Genomic DNA, 16,054 nt, shown 5'->3' with positions numbered 1-16,054 from the left:
ACGCCCGCTTTACCCGGTTTTGTCATGCTCGGCCGGCGGCCGCAGCACGCTCACCGCGATCGACACGGCGAGGACGACGACGATGACGGCCAGGCTGACCAGGGACGGGATCTCGGGGACGGCGGTGCTGACCGTCTCGTGGGTCGCCTGAAGGACCAGCTTGACACCGATGAAGGCGAGGATCAGCGCGAGGCCGACGCTGAGGTAGTGGAAGCGGTCGAGGAGGCCGGCCAGCATGAAGTACAGGGCGCGCAGGCCGAGGATGGCGAAGGCGTTGCTGGTGTAGACGATGAAGACGTCGCTGCTGACGGCGAGGACGGCGGGCACACTGTCGACGGCGAAGACCAGGTCGGCGGCCTCGATGGCGGCGACGACCGCGAGCAGCGGGGTCGCCACCCGCTTGCCCGCCTCCTTCACGAAGAAGTGCGGGCCCGCGTACTCGTCGCGTACGGGGACGACCTTGCGCAGCAGCCGGACCGCGACGCTCTTCCCCGGGTCGAAGCTCTCGTCCTCCCCCTTGAGGATCTTGTAGGTACTCCAGAAGAGGATCGCGGCGAAGACGTACAGCACGGCGGTGAAGCGGCTGACCACGGCCACACCGGCGGCGAGGAACAGGCCGCGGAAGACCAGGGCGCCCAGGACGCCGAGGAACAGCACGCGGTGCTGGTAGGCGCGCGGCACCTGGAAGTAGCTGAAGATCAGCGCGAAGACGAAGAGGTTGTCGACGGACAGGCTCTTCTCCAGCAGCCACGCGGTGGTGTACTCCACGCCCGCGTCGGTGCCGACGACGAGGAAGACCAGCCCTCCGAAGAGGATGGCCAGGCCGATCCACCCGGCACTCCAGGCCGCCGCCTCGCGGAAGTCGATGACATGGGCGGAGCGGTGCGCGAAGAGGTCGACCGCGAGGGACGCGACGACGATGACGACGAACACGGTCCACAGCCAGAACGGCACGTCATGCACGGGCCGGCCTCCTCAGGGCGCGGTCGGGCGGCGGGCCCCCGGGCCTTCCCCGCGGCCCCGCCCCCGAGTCTGAGGCATCCGGACGGCGGTCGCCTCCCGTCGCGCTGCGCGCGGGGCACGCTCAGTGGCCGGACAGCGGGTTGGGCAGCGGCCGGTAGCGGGCGTCGGCGCCGTCGGCCGCGGCCCAGCGCAGGAGGAGGTTGGTCTTGGCGGGCAGGGTGGGCGCGGTCAGCAGGGCGGGGATCTCGGGGAGGTCGTGGCGGGCCAGTTCGCGGCGGACCGCGGGCCAGGGGTCGAGGCCGGGGTGGTGGTCGGCCAGGGCGGCGGCGATCTCCATGAGGTGGTTGACGACCAGGCAGTACACCAGCCGCTCCCACCCGGCCTCCCGTGTCACCGTGGGCAGGCCGTCGGGGCGGTGCGGGGACGCGAGCAGCTTCACGCCCTCCGCGTCGCGGTAGAGGGCCTGCGCCGGCATGCCGTCGACGTCGACGGCGATCAGCGTGTTCTGCAGGTGCGCCTCCAGGACGACCCCGTGCCCGTGGAAGGCGGCGAGCGCCGGGGGCACCACCCGGGCCAGGTAGGCCTCCCACCAGGTGTCGGGACGGTCGGTGGCCGCGAGCGGGTCGCCGTCGAAGCCCTCCACGAGGGCGGCGGCCAGGCAGGGGGTGGCGCCCGGGACCAGCCGGCCGCGGAACCCGTCGCGGACGACCACGGCGAGCTGCTCGACGGCGAAGTCCGCGGTGCGGTGCCCCCGGTCGCTCAGCCAGGCCCCGCCCGCCGGGGCGTCCTCGAAGGCGTCCCGTACGGCGGTGTCGGTGGCGCGCAGGCGTGCCAGGTCGTGCCGCCACAGGCGGCGGACGTCGTTGGTGATGCGCACGTCGAGGCTGAACTTGAGGAAGAGGTCCTCGGCGGGCGCGTGGACGGTGCGGACGGCGGCCGTGGGCCACACCGGCCAGGGCGTCCCGCCGAGCCGCAGCAGGCGGCCGTCGGCGAACGCGGGGGCGAGGTCGTCGGCGGCGAGGTCGAGCTGCCAGGGGTGGGCGGGCAGCAGCCGGTAGCCGGGCGGGGCGGCGCCGAGACGGTCCAGGGCGGCGGTGTCACCCTCGTCCACCAGGGTGTCCTCGCGCACGCCCAGCAGGGTCAGCGGGAAGCGGGCGTACGCCTCGGGCGCGTACGGCAGCCAGGTGGCCGCGGGGCCGCCGCCGCGGGCCTTGGGGGCGGGGTGGTGGGTGTGTCCGGTGAGCAGGGACTGCTCGGAGCGCAGGTAGAGGTCGCCGGGAGGGTCGGCGCGGTCGCGGGCGGCGAGCAGCGCGGCGACGGCGTCGCGGCTGTCGAGCATCTCGGCGGGCAGTTCGTGGTTGGAGCGCCCGGTGTGCCGGCGGAGTTCCTCGGCGACGAGTTTGACCAGTTCCGTGTGGGTGAGGCGGTGCCAGGAACCGGCGGTGTGCACCTCGGGCGCGGTGGGACGGCGGGCGCCGTGCACGCGCAGCAACCGCCGGCTGCGGGGCAGGCGGTAGGTGCGCGGGCCGTCCGGGCGGGCGGGCCCGGGGAGGGGTTCGGCCACTTCGCGCAACAGGCAGTTCAGCAGCGGCACGGCCGCATGGGCGTCGGCGCGCCCTGCCAGGTCCGCACGGGTCGCCGCGTCGTCGTCTGCGGGCGGGGGCATCAGGTCCACGCGTTCTGGTTCCCTACGTCTGTCCGGCGGAGACGATCAGTATGTCTGGCATCGTCCCTTCGTACGTCCCACCTTTCCGCCGATCCGAGGAGTGTGCCCGTGCCGCGTCCCTCCACCGCCGAGGCCGAGATCGCCGAGGAGTTGGCCGTCGTACGGCCCGCTCTCCTTCCGGCGTACACGGACGCGCTGCCCGGCGCGCGGGCGGCGGTGCTGACCCGGCTGTGGCGGGGGCTGACGCACGAACCGCTGCCGTGGGTCGCCGGACGGGAGGACACCCGGTCGGGCGTGGTGCTGCGGCTGGCGGACGGGCGGCGGCTGGAGGGTCCGGCCTCCGACCCGTACGCGACGGACGCCCGGGTGACCGCCGTACGGCTGGACGGGACGGAGTACGACGATCCGGCGCGGCTGATGACGGACCTCGCGGTGCCGCACGCGGACTCGTTCGCCGCCGAACTGGGGCACAGCGCGGCCTCGCTGGCGTTGTCGCGGGCGGGGCAACGGGAGTTCGGGGGACCCGGGGACGCGGCGCCGGAGCGGGACTGGGAGTGGGAACAGCGGGTGGTCGACGGGCACCCCTTCCATCCGAACTGCCGTTCCCGTCCCGGCTTCTCCGTGGCCGAACAGCTCGCGTACGGACCCGAGCACCGGCCGGTGGTGGAACTGGGGCTGGTTCCGGTGCCGGCCGCGGAGTGTCTGGTGTCGGGGGCGTGGCCGGACGGGCTGCGGGACGGGGACCGGCTGCTGGTGCCGGTGCATCCGTGGCAGGCGGCGCATGTGCTGAAGCGGGCGGGTGAGGGAGTGGCCCCGGCCGGGGGCGAGGGGGCGGCCCGGGCCGGCGGCGAGGGGGCGGCTTCCGTCAGGGGCGGCGTGGGGGTGCTCGCGGCACATCCGCTGATGGCGCTGCGCACCCTCGCGCTGCCGGACGGCCCGCACGTGAAGACGGCGGTGAGCGCCCGGCTGACGTCCTCGGTGCGGGACATCTCCCTCGGGTCGGTCGCCGCGTCGGCGGTCCTGTCGGACTTCGGGCAGGCGGTGGCGGAGCGCACGGACGGGCTGCTGCGGATCACCCGCACGCCGGCCGCGGTGGCGGCCGGTTCGCCCGACCTCACGGCGCTGCTGCGGGAGTCTCCGGAGGCGTACGCGGGCCCCGGGGAGCGGGTGGTGCCGGTGGCGGCCCTGGCGGCCACCGGCCTGCCCCGCTGCCCCGCGCGACTGGCCCGTCTCGCCCGGCTGGCGCTCACCGTCGGACTGCGGCTGCTGGACCTGGGGGTGGCGCTGGAGGCGCACGGGCAGAACCTGCTCGTGGTGCTGTCGCCGGACGGGGAGCCGGTACGGCTGGTGTACCGGGACCTGGCCGATCTGCGCGTCTCGCCGGCGCGTCTGGCCCGGCACGGCATCCCCGTGCCGGACGTGCCGGACCGCATGGTCACGGACGACGCACTGGCGCTGCGCCGCAAGCTGTTCGGCTCGCTGGTGGCGGGCGCGCTGGCCGGGACGGCGGGGTCGGGAACGGCCCTGCGGGCGGCTCTGGAGGAGGCCCTACCGGATCTGCCACGCACCGACGACCTCTCGGCGCTGCGCGACGGACCACTGCCGGCGAAGGCGCTGACGCTGATGCGGCTGTCGCCGGGCACGGCGGGCGACCAGTGGGCGGAACTGCCCAATCCCCTTCGTTTCGGGACCAGGTGATGGGCTGTTTTGATGTGCGGCGCTCCTGATCAATAGGATCCGCCGATGATCAGAAGAACACGGCCGGTGGCAGGCGCCATAGCCCTGCTCGCCGCCCTGACCGCCGGGGTCGCCTTCCCGGCCGGGGCGGCCGCCGACGAAATCAGGGGCGATCGCGCGCCCAAGGTCGACCTCGTCCTCGATGTGAGCGGCTCGATGCGCGCCAAGGACATCGACGGCCAGTCCCGGATGGCGGCGGCGAAGCAGGCGTTCAACGAGGTGCTGGACGCGACGCCGGAGGAGGTGCAGCTCGGCATCCGTACCCTCGGTGCCGACTATCCCGGCGACGACCGCAAGGAGGGCTGCAAGGACACCGCGCAGCTCTACCCGGTCGGCCCGCTGGACCGCACCGAGGCGAAGACGGCGGTGGCGACCCTCGTCCCGACCGGCTGGACCCCGATCGGCCCGGCGCTGCTCCAGGCGGCCGACGACCTCGACGGGGGCGACGGCTCGAAGCGGATCGTGCTGATCAGCGACGGCGAGGACACCTGCGCACCGCTGGACCCGTGCGAGGTGGCCCGCGAGATCGCGGCCAAGGGCATCGGCCTGACCATCGACACGCTGGGCCTGGTGCCGAGCGCCAAGCTGAGCCGGCAGCTCAGCTGCATCGCCGAGGCGACGGGCGGCACCTACACCTCCATCGAGCACCAGGACGAACTCACCGACCGCGTCAACGAGTTGGTCGACCGGGCGGCCGAGCCGGTGGTGACCCCGGTGGCCGTCGAGGGCGCCGGCTCCTGCGACACGGCGCCCGAGCTGCGGTCCGGTCTCTACACCGACCGCCAGGAGTTCGGCCAGCAGCGCTGGTACCGCGTGGACCTGCCCGCCGGGCAGGAGCTGCGCGCCTCGGTGAGCGTCGCCGCCGACCGCGCCGTGCGCCCCGACTACGGGATCCTGATGCGCGCGGTCACCATCCACGGCCGCGAGATCGTGCGCGGCGAGGCCACGGGCAACGGCCGTACGGACGTGCTGTCCACGGGTCTGCGCCACCCCAAGCCGGAGCTGGACGACGACAGCGACGAGCCCTCGACGGAGACGGTGTGCCTCGGCGTGACCACCTCCTTCTCGGCGGACGCCGGCGTGAAGACCACGCCCGGTCTGCCGCTGGAGCTGACGGTCGACGTCGTCGACGGCCCCGACAACGCCTCCGACGTCGCCTCCTTCGGCCTCGGCCGGGGCTGGTGGCTGCTCGGTGCGCTGATCGTCACCGGTTTCCTCGCCGGTCTCGTCTGGGGCTGGCTGTCCCGCTGGCGGGTCGCTGTCTGGAGGACCAACTGATGCGCGCCGTACGAGTACTGAGTGCCGCCCTGCTGATGCTGGGCCTGGCCGCCGCGCCCGCCGCGGCCGATTCCACCCCGTCCCCGGAGGCGTCCGGCGACGGCGGCGGACCCACCCGCGCGGGGACGTCGTTCCGCACGGCGACGGAGGTCGAGCAGGGGCAGACCGCCACGGCGCGGGCCTCCACGGGTGACTACCTGTACTGGTCGTTCCCCGCGGACGCCGGGCAGCGGCCCACCGTCCGCGCGACGGTGAAGCTGCCGGAGGGCCACGCCGCCGAGACGTGGCAGATCGACGTGTACGACGGGCTGCGCCGCCGGCAGGCCTGCCAGTACGGCGCGCAGACCCGCACCGCCGCGGCGGGCGCGGCGAGCGTGGAACTGGCGTGCGTGCTGCGCACGGTCCGCGCCTGGTCGGAGCCGTGGGCCGACGACCCGCTGCCCGGCACCTATTACGTGCGTCTGACGGTGCTGAAGCTGTCGGCGGACGACCTGGGCAAGCCGGTCGACGTCGAACTGCGCGTCGAGTCCAAGGACATGGGTGGCGCGGCGGCGGTGGACGGCTCGCTGTCGGAGCCGTTGGTGCCGGGCATCGGCTCCCGGGAGAAGGAGGAGGCCCTCCACGGCCCGAAGAGTGTGCTGGCCGAACTGGAGCCGGAGGACGGCTGGACGTCGGGCTGGTGGTCGGACCGCTGGATCTGGACGGCGGCCGGCGGCGCCCTGGCGGCCCTGGCGGGCGTCCTCGGCTACCGCCTGACCCGGGGACCGGGGCGTCCGCGGCACGTCCCGCCGGGGGCGTAGGGATTCCGCTCGCCGTCGGTCGGAAGGCCCGCCTTGTGCGGGCCTTCCGGCTGTCGAGGGCCGTTCAGGTGCGGGCCGGAGCGCCCTCCGGGGTGTACGGCGGGGAAACGTGAAGCGTCGGGGCGCGGGGCCGTGGCGGTGGAGGGCCTCCAGGTTGTCCACGCCCTCCTGCCAGGTGGGGATCACGTCCTCCGGGACCCACCAGAGCACGTGACTCGGGTGCCGGGACCTCTCGAACCAGTCGAGGCGCCTGGTCAGCGCGTCGCGGTGGAGACCCGTGTAGACGGCGTCACGGGCGGAGCCGAGGTCGGTCCAGAGGGAGAGGGTCGCCGCCAGGGCGGTGGTGTCCGGGGTACGTCCCTTGGCGTACCACGCCGGCACGGCGAACTCGCCCCACGCACCCCAGTCCGCCCCGAAGAGCACACCCCGCTCCCCGCCCGCCGGTTCGGCGTGGGCGAGGTGGCCGGGGTGCGCGGCGATCCTGCGGTAGACGGCCTCGCCGAGGGCGTAGAACTCGCGGGTGGCGGGCGAGGGGTCGGAGAGCGGGGACGTGAGGACACCGAAGGTGTAGAGCGCGAGGCGGGGCATACGGCTCCCTTGGCGGGGCGTCGAGGGGGGCGCCTGGGCGCGAACTCGCCCGGGACCAGGCGAAGGTAGCCCCGCCGACGACACGTGTCGAAGTTGCGGGGCGCCCCGTTATGTGGCCGCGCCCACCGACCCGGACCGGACGCCGGCTCGGCGCAGTTCGCCGGCGGAGAAGACCACGCCGGCGACGCCGGCGAAGACCGCCACGAACACCGGCAGGACGCCACGCTGCTCTCGCTCGCGGACGACCTCGTACGCGCTCTGCGAGACCTCGGCCCTTCCCTTGTGAAGGGGCGTCGTGTCGTAGACGTAGTAGCGGCCGTCCTCGACTCCGTCCGTCTGCAGGTTGTCCTCCTGGAACGCACCGATGAGCGTCAGCAGGACGCCCACGAGGGCCAGCGCGCCGAGCACGGCCTGCAGCCGACCGGGCAGACAGCGGAAGGCGAGCCACAGCATCTTCTTGTCGGCCTTGCACGCAAGGACCCGCACCCATGCGGCGACACCGACGAGAAAGAGGACCCCCGCGGCCACGAGCCACGTCATGCCTGCCCACGGCGAGTTCCCCGGCAGCCATGCGAGCACCACCGACAGCAGGACCCAAGCGCTCAGCGCGAGCGCGATTCCCCCGTGCACCCTGAAGCTCCACCCCATGCTCGGAAGCGTGTCACAGCCCCCGGCACCTGATCACTGCCGTGTTTCGGCAGAGATGAGGGGCGGCGGGTGCCGGTCCCCTCACGACTCCCTGAGCTGTTTGGCCAGCGGGCTGTCGCCGGTGACTTCGACGTGGCCTTGCCGGATCGCCTCCGGGAGGGACACATCGCCTCGGCTGAGGGCGATGCACGTCGGGGTGTCGAGGGTGAGGACCGCGTCCGGGTCGGCGGGGGCGGGGCCGTCGCCGTAGACCGGGCCGTCGGCCTCGGCCGCGCCCGCGTGGACGTGGAAGCAGCCCTCGTCCAGGCGCACTTCGACGAGTCCGTCGCCCTCCAGCTCACGCAGCAGCGGCAGGGCGAACCAGTGGGCGCGGACCGCGTCGGTCGGCCGGCGGTCGCCGAGCTCCGGCCGGCCCCACGCCCCGAGCGCCTGGAGGACGGGCAGCAACTCACGCCCACGCGCGGTGAGTTCGTAGACGTACGCCGCGCCGGGAGGCGGGAGGCGGCGGCGGGTGGTGAGGCCGTCGCGTTCCATGTCCTTCAGCCGTGAGGCCAGTACGTCCGTGCTGACGCCCGGCAGGTCCGCGTGCAGGTCGGTGTAGCGGCGCGGCCCGGCCAGCAGTTCCCGGACGATCAGCAGGGTCCAGCGGTCGCCGACGACGTCGAGCGCGCGGGCGGCGGAGCAGTACTGGTCGTAGCTTCGGCGAGGTGGCATGCCTCGCAGTCTAGACATGTCGTTGGACTTTCCAAGCACCCACTTGGTAAAACCAAGTAACACCAGAAACCGGAGGGGCGCATGGAGTTCCGGCAGTCGAGCAAGCTCAGCGAGGTCTGTTACGAGATCCGCGGCCCGGTGATCGAGCACGCCGACGCGCTGGAGGAGGCGGGGCACAGCGTGCTGCGCCTGAACACCGGCAACCCGGCCCTGTTCGGTTTCGAGGCGCCGGAGGAGATCCTCCAGGACATGATCCGGATGCTCCCCCAGGCCCACGGCTACACCGACTCGCGCGGCATCCTCTCCGCCCGCCGCGCGGTGGCCCAGCGCTACCAGACGCTCGGCCTGGAGGTCGACGTCGACGACGTCTTCCTCGGCAACGGCGTCTCCGAGCTGGTGTCCATGGCGGTGCAGGCGCTGCTGGAGGACGGCGACGAAGTCCTCGTTCCCGCGCCGGACTTCCCCCTGTGGACCGCGGTGACCAACCTCGCGGGCGGCAAGGCGGTGCACTACCTGTGCGACGAGCGGTCCGACTGGTACCCGGACCTCGACGACATGGCCGCGAAGATCACCGACCGGACCAAGGCCGTGGTCATCATCAACCCCAACAACCCGACGGGCGCGGTGTATCCGAAGGAGGTCGTCGAGGGCATCCTCGACCTGGCCCGCCGCCACGGCCTGATGGTCTTCGCGGACGAGATCTACGACCAGATCCTGTACGACGACGCCGTGCACCACTCCGCCGCCGCGCTCGCCCCCGACCTGGTCGTGCTGACCTTCTGCGGCCTGTCCAAGACCTACCGCGTGGCGGGCTTCCGCTCGGGCTGGCTGGTGGTCACCGGACCGAAGCAGCACGCGAAGGACTACCTCGAGGGTCTGACGATGCTGGCGTCGATGCGGCTGTGCGCGAACGCGCCCGCGCAGTACGCCATCCAGGCCGCGCTGGGCGGCCGGCAGTCCATCCGCGACCTCACCGCGCCGGGCGGGCGGCTGCGCGAACAGCGGGACGTGGCCTGGGAGAAGCTGAACGAGATCCCGGGCGTGAGCTGCGTGAAGCCGAAGGGCGCGCTGTACGCGTTCCCGCGCCTGGACCCGAAGGTGCACAAGATTCACGACGACGAGAAGTTCGTCCTGGACCTGCTGCTCCGGGAGAAGATCCAGGTGGTCCAGGGCACCGGCTTCAACTGGCCCTCCCCCGACCACTTCCGCATCCTCACCCTCCCCCACGCGGAGGACCTGGACGCGGCGATCGGCCGCATCGGCCGCTTCCTGAGCGGGTACCGCCAGTAGACGACGGCACAAGCCCGGCCCTCCACGACAGGGAGCACGGGGCGCGCTGCCGGCTCTGTACTACCTTGCGGTTTCGACCGTGCGCAGGGCAGCCCGTGCCGCCCAGTATCCCGACATGCCGTGTGCGCCGGCTCCGGGGGGCGTGGCGGCCGAGCAGATGAAGACCCCGTCGGCCCCGGTGGCGTAGGGGTGCAGCGTGATGCGGGGGCGGAACAGAAGTTGCAACGGGTCGTTGGAGCCCGACACGATGTCGCCGCCGACGTAGTTGGCGTTCTTGCGGGACATCTCGGTGGTGCTGCACACGGCAGTGCCGCGGATGCGGTCGCGGAAGCCGGGCGCGAAGCGCTCGATCTGGGCAATGATCGCCTCCGTCGCGTCGCCGGTGTAGCCGGCCGGTACGTGGGTGTAGGTGTAGAGCGGATGCACACCGTCGGCGGACCGCGACGGGTCGGCGACGTACTGCTGTGCCGCCAGGACGAACGGCCGGCCAGGCATGCGGCCGCGGGCAACGGTCGCCTCGGCCGAAGCGATCTCCTCGAACGTTCCGCCCACGTGCACCGTCCCGGCGTGCCGGCTCGGCTCGTGTGTCCACGGCACACCTCCCTCGACGGCGAAGTCGACCTTGAAGGCGCCCGGGCCGTGCCGGTAGGCGCGGTAGGCGCGTGCGACGTGTCGTGGCAGTCGGTCGCCGATGATGTCGGCCGCGGCGCCGGGGGCGGTGTCGAGCATGACCAGGTCGACGGATCCGAGGTCGTCGAGGCTGGTGACCGTACGCCCGGTCTCGAACAGCACGCCCCGCTGCTTCGCCGCGGCGACCATCGCCGTGGAGATGGCGGCCGAGCCGCCGACGGCGGCGCCCCAGCCGTACCGGTGCGCGGCGGTGCCGAGCGCCACGCCGATGGCGGAGGACGCGAGGGCGTCGAGTGGGCGGAAGGCGTGCGCGGCGAGCCCGGCGAGGAGAGCGCGGGCCTCGTCCTGGTGCCAGCGCCGGGCCAGGAGCGAGGCGGGCAGCCCGGCGTACAGCCCGAACCGGCCGAGGTGGAACGGATGCCGCGGGATGTGGAGCACCGGTCGGAGGAACTCGTCGGCGATCGTGTCGAAGCGGTCGGTCAGCGAGCCGAACACGCGGGTCCAGGTGCGGCCGTCGCGCCCTCCGAGGTGACGGCCGGTCTCCTCGACGGAGCGGTAGGCGGCGGCGCCACGACCGTGGTCGAGCGGGTGGGAGTACTGCACCGGCGGTTCCGCCCACGACAAGCCGTGCTCGGCGAGGTCGAAGGCCCGTGAGAATCGCGTGGCGACCGCCAGTGGGTGGATCGCCGCGCACACGTCGTGCACGAGCCCCGGAAGGGTCAGTTCCGCCGAGCGGGTACCGCCTCCCAGGGTGTCGGCGGCCTCGACGACGCGCACCCGGACCCCGGCGTCGGCCAGCACGAGCGCGGCCGCCAGTCCGTTGGGGCCGCTGCCGACGACGACTGCGGTCGTCACGGTGCCTCCTCGTCCGGGTCAGTGGCTGATGCGCGCGTCGAAGCGACGGCGGCGCGCAGACGCGGTTCGTCGAACTGGTCGGGACGCTGGAGATGCCACGTGCACGGGATGTCGTCCTCCAGGAGGAGAGGGGGCGGTGGGGAGGGGTCAGACGGGGGTTTCGTCGGGCCGGTTCGGGTTCGTTCCCAGGGCCTGCCGACGGTGGTGGCCGTCGGCGGTCCAGGTGGCGTTCAGCGGGACGGGTCCGTTGGGCAGCCACGGCTGCTCCGCCACGCAGTCGGCGACCTTCCAGGTGCCCCGTTCGACCACGCCCAGAGCGGCGTCGATCACCTGGTACCGCTGGGTGCGCCGGTGGATGGGCTGGGACTCGGCCCAGACCACGACCAGGTCGCCGGGCTCGAGGCAGAGGCGCTTCTGCACGGCCGCGACGAGGCGGGCGTCATGCATGTGACCGTCGCCGAAGTTGAATCCGAGGAGCGCGTTGCACACGAACTCCCCCTCGCGGACGGTGCGTGTCTCGATGTCCGCGAGGCGCGCGTACAGGAGGGAGAACAGGCCGCGCCCCTGGCTGTGCATCGAGCGCCAGGCGAGTGCCTTCTGCAACGTCATCTCGGCGTCGTCACGTTCGTACGGGGTCGGGATCATGCGCTGCAGCTGGTCGATCTGGTTCTCCACCCCGGGCAGCTCGTTGAGCCGCTCCTCCACGCCGGGCTTCATCGCCCACACGGACGCGGCCCAGTTCCCGGCGTACTGGCGCATGGAGGGCAGGAAGGAGACGAGGTCGGGACGCAGGTTGCCCAGGACCGGCCCGAACAGCAGCAGCGCGAGGACCGGGACGAGCAGGATCGGCGCGGAGAAGTTCCAGACGGTGTACGTGCCGGGATCGAAGCCGACCCACAGGACGATCGCGATGAACCCGAAGAAGACGTTCCACTCCAGCGGGACGGCGATCGGGAACGTCGAGGCGATGAAGACGTGGAAGGCCAGCATGCACAGCGCGCCGATCAGCGCCACGGTCGCGTTCGTCGTGAGCAGCAGGGTGATCGGGACGACGATCTCGACGGCGGTGCCGCCGATGTGCGCCATGAACCAGGCGACGCGGGACGGGTGCAGGTCGTTCGGGGCGTCGCGGTAGTGCAGACGCTTGACGGCTCGTCCTGGTACGGCCGGGCTGTTGGAGACCATCGGCGGCACGACGTGCTCGAAGTGGGCACCGAACTTGGACACACCGGCACCGATCCACACGACGCAGATCACGATCTTGAACACCACGACGAGGTCGACGAAGTCCGCGGCGCCGCCGATGCTCCCCATCAGCGCGGAGAACAACATGATCGGCAGGTACTGCTCGGACCGGCCGGCCAGGAAGAAGAACGAGAACCGGCAGGAAGCAGTGCGGCGGGACGATGTCCTGCGGGCCGGTGCCCGCGGGGAGGAACTCGCTCGGCACAGGCTCGGCCCGCACGGCCAACGGGTAGACGAGCGCGGCGAGCACGCCGGCGAAGAGCGCCACGTCGAACCAGGTGCGCTCGTCGCCGCCGGTGAACGGCACGCGGCCGCCCCAGGGCGCCATGCGGAGGGTGCCGGGACGGATCCAGTACCGGATGTTGCCGATCATCGGGCGGAAGTGGCCGCACAGGGGACCGAAGGCACCGCCGAGTCCGATCACCTCCAGCAGCATCAGCCACACGGCGAGCTTCTGGTACACGACGATGTTGCGGTACCAGCCGCCGACGTCGGTGAACTCGATCCCGGACGTCGCCGACGCGATCCAGATGCCGACGCCGAAGTAGAGACCGAGCATCTTGACGATGTACACGATGTGCAGCGCCCGCGGTGTGCCGAAGCCTTCGTCGACCCAGTGGGTGCTGAGGACGCGCACGCGTTCGCGCAGGGGAAGCCTGAGGAAGACCGTCGGCTCGACCGGCTGCGGAGACGGTTTGACGAATCCCAATGGTGCCCCTCTTGGTGGTGGCCCGAGCGGCACGCATCGGTGACCGCCCGCCGGGGTTGGCACGCCGCCGGCCTCCGAGGGCCGCGTCACGCGATCCGGACGCACGGACTTTAGGGAGGCGGGAAGACCTGGGACACTGTGCGCGCGAACCAAAAGAGCGGGACCGGATTGGTCGTTGTTCTCCCGCTTCCGGCTACCGTGCCGGTGCCACGGCCCAAGGGCCCACCACACACCTGTGCCCGGGGACCAACACGGGAGGAAGGGTCAACCATGGATCCCTGGGCGGACCGCGAGGAGATCGCCCGTCGTGCGGCCGCCCGCGTCGCCGACATCGCGGCGGCCTCGAGCGCACAGCTCGACGAGGTGGCGCGTCTGCTCCAGGCCGAGCTCGCCGACTCGATCTCGGAGCTTCGCGGAGACCATCTGATGCTCGACCTCCTCTACGCGAGTGTGGAGAGCAACGTGAAGACGTTCTTCCACATCGTGCGGTACGGGGTTCCGGTCGACACGGTGGAGGCACCGTGGCCGGCCGTCGAGTACGCGCGACGCCTTGCGCAGCGCGAGATCTCCTCGAACGCCCTGCTGCGCGCGTACCGCCTAGGCCACCGGCGCGCCCTCGAGTGGGTGGCCGGTGAGCTGGCCGGCGTCGAGCCGGACGGCAGGATCTCCTTCTCGGCGCTGCAGATGCTCCAGGACGCCGCCTTCGCCTACATCGACCGGGTTTCCGAACAGGTCGTCGCGGAGTACGAGACCGAGCGGGAGCGGTGGCTGGCGAATCGCAACACGATCCGCACGGCCACGCTGAGCGCGCTCCTCGCCGGAGAGGAGGTGGACGTGGCCTCGGCGGAGCAGGTCCTCGGCTACCGGCTCCGTCAGGAGCACCTCGGACTCGTCCTCTGGGCGGACGAACGCATGACGTCGACGGATCCGCTGGAGTCCCTCGGGCAGCTGATCGGTGCCGTGGCCCAGGAGGTCGGTGCGGACTCCTCGCCGCTTTTCGTCCCGCAGGACCGCTCGCTCGGCTGGGGGTGGATACCGCTCCGGGCAGGGACACCTGTCGACCTCGACCGCTTGGCCCGAGTCCTCGGTGAGGCGGGAAGTGAGGTGAAGGCCGCAGTCGGCGCGGTCGGGGCAGGACTCGCGGGCTTCCGTGCGACACACCGCCAGGCCCTGCGAGCTCATCAGGTCGCGGTCGTCGGGGCCGAGCGGGCCCATCAGATCACGTCGTTCACCGCGCCGGGGGTCAGGGCGGCCGCCGCTCTTGCGGGCGACCTCGACCTCGCCCGCGACCTCGTCACATCGATGCTCGGAGGGCTGGCACAGGACGACGAAGGTGTCGCGCGGCTACGGGAGACCCTCACCGTCTTCCTTCAGCAGAACCAGAGCTTCGTCGCGACCGCCGCGAAGGTCCACCTGCACAAGAACACGGTCAAGTACCGGGTGGACAAAGCCGTGCGGTTGCGGGGGCGGCCGATCGAGGAGGACCGGCTGGATCTCGAACTCGCGCTCGCCGCATGCCGCTGGCTCGGGCCTGCCGTGCTCACCCGATCTCCGTAATCTCGACCGAATCCCCGTGCGGCTGGGGAGGGGTTGGTCCACGACCACGGCGCAAGCCGCTCACTTTGTCGTGCCCGACCGACGACTTCCTCGTCCGCACGAGCGAGTCTGGGCGCCTCACCCCGAGGGAGTTCACGCTGTCCGCACGGCGGATCACCTGCACACGGGCGGGCTTCGCAGGGCTCCCAGGTCTCGGGGCGATCGTCGCCACGAGCCTGACGCAGTGGATGGCGTAGCGGTGGCGCGGCAACCGCCGAAGTGACGCGCCTGCGCGGCATGAACCGGCGCCCACCGCCCGAGCACCGTCCGTCGTCCTGGACAGTGGTGAGGACGACACAGCGAGATGAGGAGTGCACCATGGCCGAGACGCACGACGGCACGTTCACGACGTCGGAGGAGTGGTTCGACTCCGGCGGCACCAAGTGCGCCGCGCGCGTCTACCGGCCCACCGCCACGGATCAGCCGTCGCCCGTCGTCGTGATGGCACACGGCTTCGGCGCGGTGCGTGCCCTACGGCTCTACGCCTACGCCGAGCGCTTCGCCGCCGCCGGATACGCCGTCGTGGTCTTCGACTACCGGAGTTTCGGGGAGAGCGAGGGTGAGCCGCGCCAGATCCTGGACATCGCGATGCAGCACGAGGACTGGCGCGCCGCCCTCCGCTACGCCAGGTCACTTGAGGGGATCGACCACACCCGGGTCGTGGCGTGGGGCACCTCGTTCTCGGGCGGTCACGTCATCACCGTCGCCGGCCGGGGAGAGCCTCTCGCCGCCGTCATCGCTCAGGTCCCGCACGTCAGCGGCCCGGCGGCGGTGAGGTCGACCGGCCTGCGGGCCGCCCTCAGGGTCGGTGTGCCGGGGATCCGGGACGCGATCGCCTCCAAGCTCGGCCGTGAACCCGTGTACGTGGACAGCGTCAATCTTCCCGGCCGCACCGGCATGATGACCTCGCCGGACGCCTATCCGGGCATGCACGCTCTCTTTCGTGAGTCGGGGCTGAAGGAGGACACCTACCCCCGCACCGTGGCAGCCCGCATCGCGTTGAAGATCGGCTTCTACTCACCCCAGCGCTGGGCCGGGAACATCACGTGCCCGGCCCTGGTCCAGATCGTCGCGCAGGACGCGATCACTCCCAAGCGCGTCGCCGAGCGGGCAGCAGGCAAGATGCGGCATTCGACCGTCCGCGTCTACGAGGGTGGCCACTTCGACCCTTACGTCGAGCCCTTGTTCGACACCGTCATCGCGGACCAGATCGAGTTCCTGCACCGCCACGTCCCCCCTCTGAAGCGCGTGTGAAGTCGGTCCCTGACCACTCGCGTCACCTGGTCGCCTCCGAAAGGGAATCGCAGTCGCCAGGGCAACTCGGACTCCGGTCCT

At 72.1% G+C, this 16,054-nt stretch carries 11 protein-coding genes and 2 pseudogenes; 6 read left to right on the top strand and 7 right to left on the bottom strand.

Annotation, left to right across the window (positions count from 1 at the left end):
• Positions 1–9: 9 nt before the first annotated feature.
• Both ACQZOG_RS25080 and ACQZOG_RS25075 read right to left on the bottom strand, forming a co-directional pair.
• Entirely contained in the window at positions 10–963 is a 954-nt protein-coding gene (locus ACQZOG_RS25080) for a TerC family protein (RefSeq protein ID WP_354793668.1), read from the bottom strand.
• Positions 964–1,084: 121 nt separating this feature from the next.
• Positions 1,085–2,629 (bottom strand): IucA/IucC family protein, encoded by a 1,545-nt coding sequence (locus ACQZOG_RS25075; protein WP_430741894.1) that lies wholly within the window; start codon positions 2,627–2,629, stop codon positions 1,085–1,087.
• Positions 2,630–2,737: 108 nt separating this feature from the next.
• Between ACQZOG_RS25075 and ACQZOG_RS25070 the strand changes: the two genes are divergently transcribed.
• Genes ACQZOG_RS25070 through ACQZOG_RS25060 form a run of 3 tightly spaced genes read left to right on the top strand, consistent with a single transcriptional unit; the run spans position 2,738 to position 6,444 of the window.
• A complete protein-coding gene (locus ACQZOG_RS25070) occupies positions 2,738–4,327 on the top strand; it encodes an IucA/IucC family protein (RefSeq protein ID WP_430741820.1) in 1,590 nt (529 codons plus the stop codon).
• Between the two features lie 45 nt (positions 4,328–4,372).
• Entirely contained in the window at positions 4,373–5,644 is a 1,272-nt protein-coding gene (locus ACQZOG_RS25065; protein WP_106963347.1) for a VWA domain-containing protein, read from the top strand.
• Positions 5,644–6,444, top strand: coding sequence for a hypothetical protein (locus ACQZOG_RS25060; protein WP_430741819.1), 801 nt, complete (start codon positions 5,644–5,646; stop codon positions 6,442–6,444). Before ACQZOG_RS25065 ends, ACQZOG_RS25060 begins: the two co-directional genes overlap by 1 nt.
• Positions 6,445–6,508: 64 nt before the next feature.
• On the opposite strand, the pseudogene ACQZOG_RS25055 reads toward ACQZOG_RS25060, so the two are convergent.
• The 3 genes and pseudogenes from ACQZOG_RS25055 to ACQZOG_RS25045 all read right to left on the bottom strand — a co-directional run bounded on the left by ACQZOG_RS25055 (position 6,509) and on the right by ACQZOG_RS25045 (position 8,394).
• A pseudogene (locus tag ACQZOG_RS25055) lies at positions 6,509–7,032 on the bottom strand (DUF3291 domain-containing protein).
• A 108-nt stretch (positions 7,033–7,140) separates the two neighbouring features.
• Positions 7,141–7,680, bottom strand: coding sequence for a hypothetical protein (locus ACQZOG_RS25050; RefSeq protein WP_430741818.1), 540 nt, complete (start codon positions 7,678–7,680; stop codon positions 7,141–7,143).
• 81 nt (positions 7,681–7,761) lie between these two features.
• The gene (locus ACQZOG_RS25045) at positions 7,762–8,394 is read right to left on the bottom strand and encodes a winged helix-turn-helix transcriptional regulator (RefSeq protein WP_037642463.1); all 633 of its coding nucleotides are present in this window, start codon (positions 8,392–8,394) and stop codon (positions 7,762–7,764) included.
• An 81-nt stretch (positions 8,395–8,475) separates the two neighbouring features.
• Here ACQZOG_RS25045 and ACQZOG_RS25040 point away from each other — a divergent pair, with 81 nt between their 5' ends.
• Positions 8,476–9,684: a pyridoxal phosphate-dependent aminotransferase gene (locus ACQZOG_RS25040; RefSeq protein WP_430741817.1), complete on the top strand. Its 1,209-nt coding sequence runs from the start codon at positions 8,476–8,478 to the stop codon at positions 9,682–9,684.
• Positions 9,685–9,744: 60 nt separating this feature from the next.
• Here the strand turns inward: ACQZOG_RS25040 and ACQZOG_RS25035 are convergent, their stop codons facing one another.
• Both ACQZOG_RS25035 and ACQZOG_RS25030 read right to left on the bottom strand, forming a co-directional pair.
• Positions 9,745–11,169: a phytoene desaturase family protein gene (locus ACQZOG_RS25035; protein ID WP_193455717.1), complete on the bottom strand. Its 1,425-nt coding sequence runs from the start codon at positions 11,167–11,169 to the stop codon at positions 9,745–9,747.
• 147 nt (positions 11,170–11,316) lie between these two features.
• Positions 11,317–13,156, bottom strand: a pseudogene (locus tag ACQZOG_RS25030) (DUF3556 domain-containing protein).
• A 237-nt stretch (positions 13,157–13,393) separates the two neighbouring features.
• Here ACQZOG_RS25030 and ACQZOG_RS25025 point away from each other — a divergent pair.
• Together ACQZOG_RS25025 and ACQZOG_RS25020 are read left to right on the top strand one after the other, a co-directional pair.
• Positions 13,394–14,680, top strand: a complete 1,287-nt coding sequence (locus ACQZOG_RS25025; protein WP_051747722.1) for a PucR family transcriptional regulator — start codon at positions 13,394–13,396, stop codon at positions 14,678–14,680.
• 357 nt (positions 14,681–15,037) lie between these two features.
• A complete protein-coding gene (locus tag ACQZOG_RS25020) occupies positions 15,038–15,973 on the top strand; it encodes an alpha/beta hydrolase (protein WP_354793657.1) in 936 nt (311 codons plus the stop codon).
• Positions 15,974–16,054 lie beyond the last annotated feature (81 nt).

The organism is Streptomyces sp. P13-3-3 (assembly GCF_050571355.1).
GTDB classification, from domain to species: Bacteria; Actinomycetota; Actinomycetes; order Streptomycetales; family Streptomycetaceae; genus Streptomyces; species Streptomyces althioticus.
Note: the sequence above shows the minus strand (reverse complement) of the source record. Positions and strands in the feature narration are given on the sequence as shown.

Coding starts and splice junctions, on each gene's coding strand:
- ACQZOG_RS25050 (WP_430741818.1), bottom strand. CDS start 7,680: ATGGGGTGGAGCTTCAGGGTGCACGGGGGAATCGCGCTCGCGCTGAGC.
- ACQZOG_RS25025 (WP_051747722.1), top strand. CDS start 13,394: ATGGATCCCTGGGCGGACCGCGAGGAGATCGCCCGTCGTGCGGCCGCC.
- ACQZOG_RS25045 (WP_037642463.1), bottom strand. CDS start 8,394: ATGCCACCTCGCCGAAGCTACGACCAGTACTGCTCCGCCGCCCGCGCG.
- ACQZOG_RS25060 (WP_430741819.1), top strand. CDS start 5,644: ATGCGCGCCGTACGAGTACTGAGTGCCGCCCTGCTGATGCTGGGCCTG.
- ACQZOG_RS25065 (WP_106963347.1), top strand. CDS start 4,373: ATGATCAGAAGAACACGGCCGGTGGCAGGCGCCATAGCCCTGCTCGCC.
- ACQZOG_RS25040 (WP_430741817.1), top strand. CDS start 8,476: ATGGAGTTCCGGCAGTCGAGCAAGCTCAGCGAGGTCTGTTACGAGATC.
- ACQZOG_RS25020 (WP_354793657.1), top strand. CDS start 15,038: ATGGCCGAGACGCACGACGGCACGTTCACGACGTCGGAGGAGTGGTTC.
- ACQZOG_RS25075 (WP_430741894.1), bottom strand. CDS start 2,629: ATGCCCCCGCCCGCAGACGACGACGCGGCGACCCGTGCGGACCTGGCA.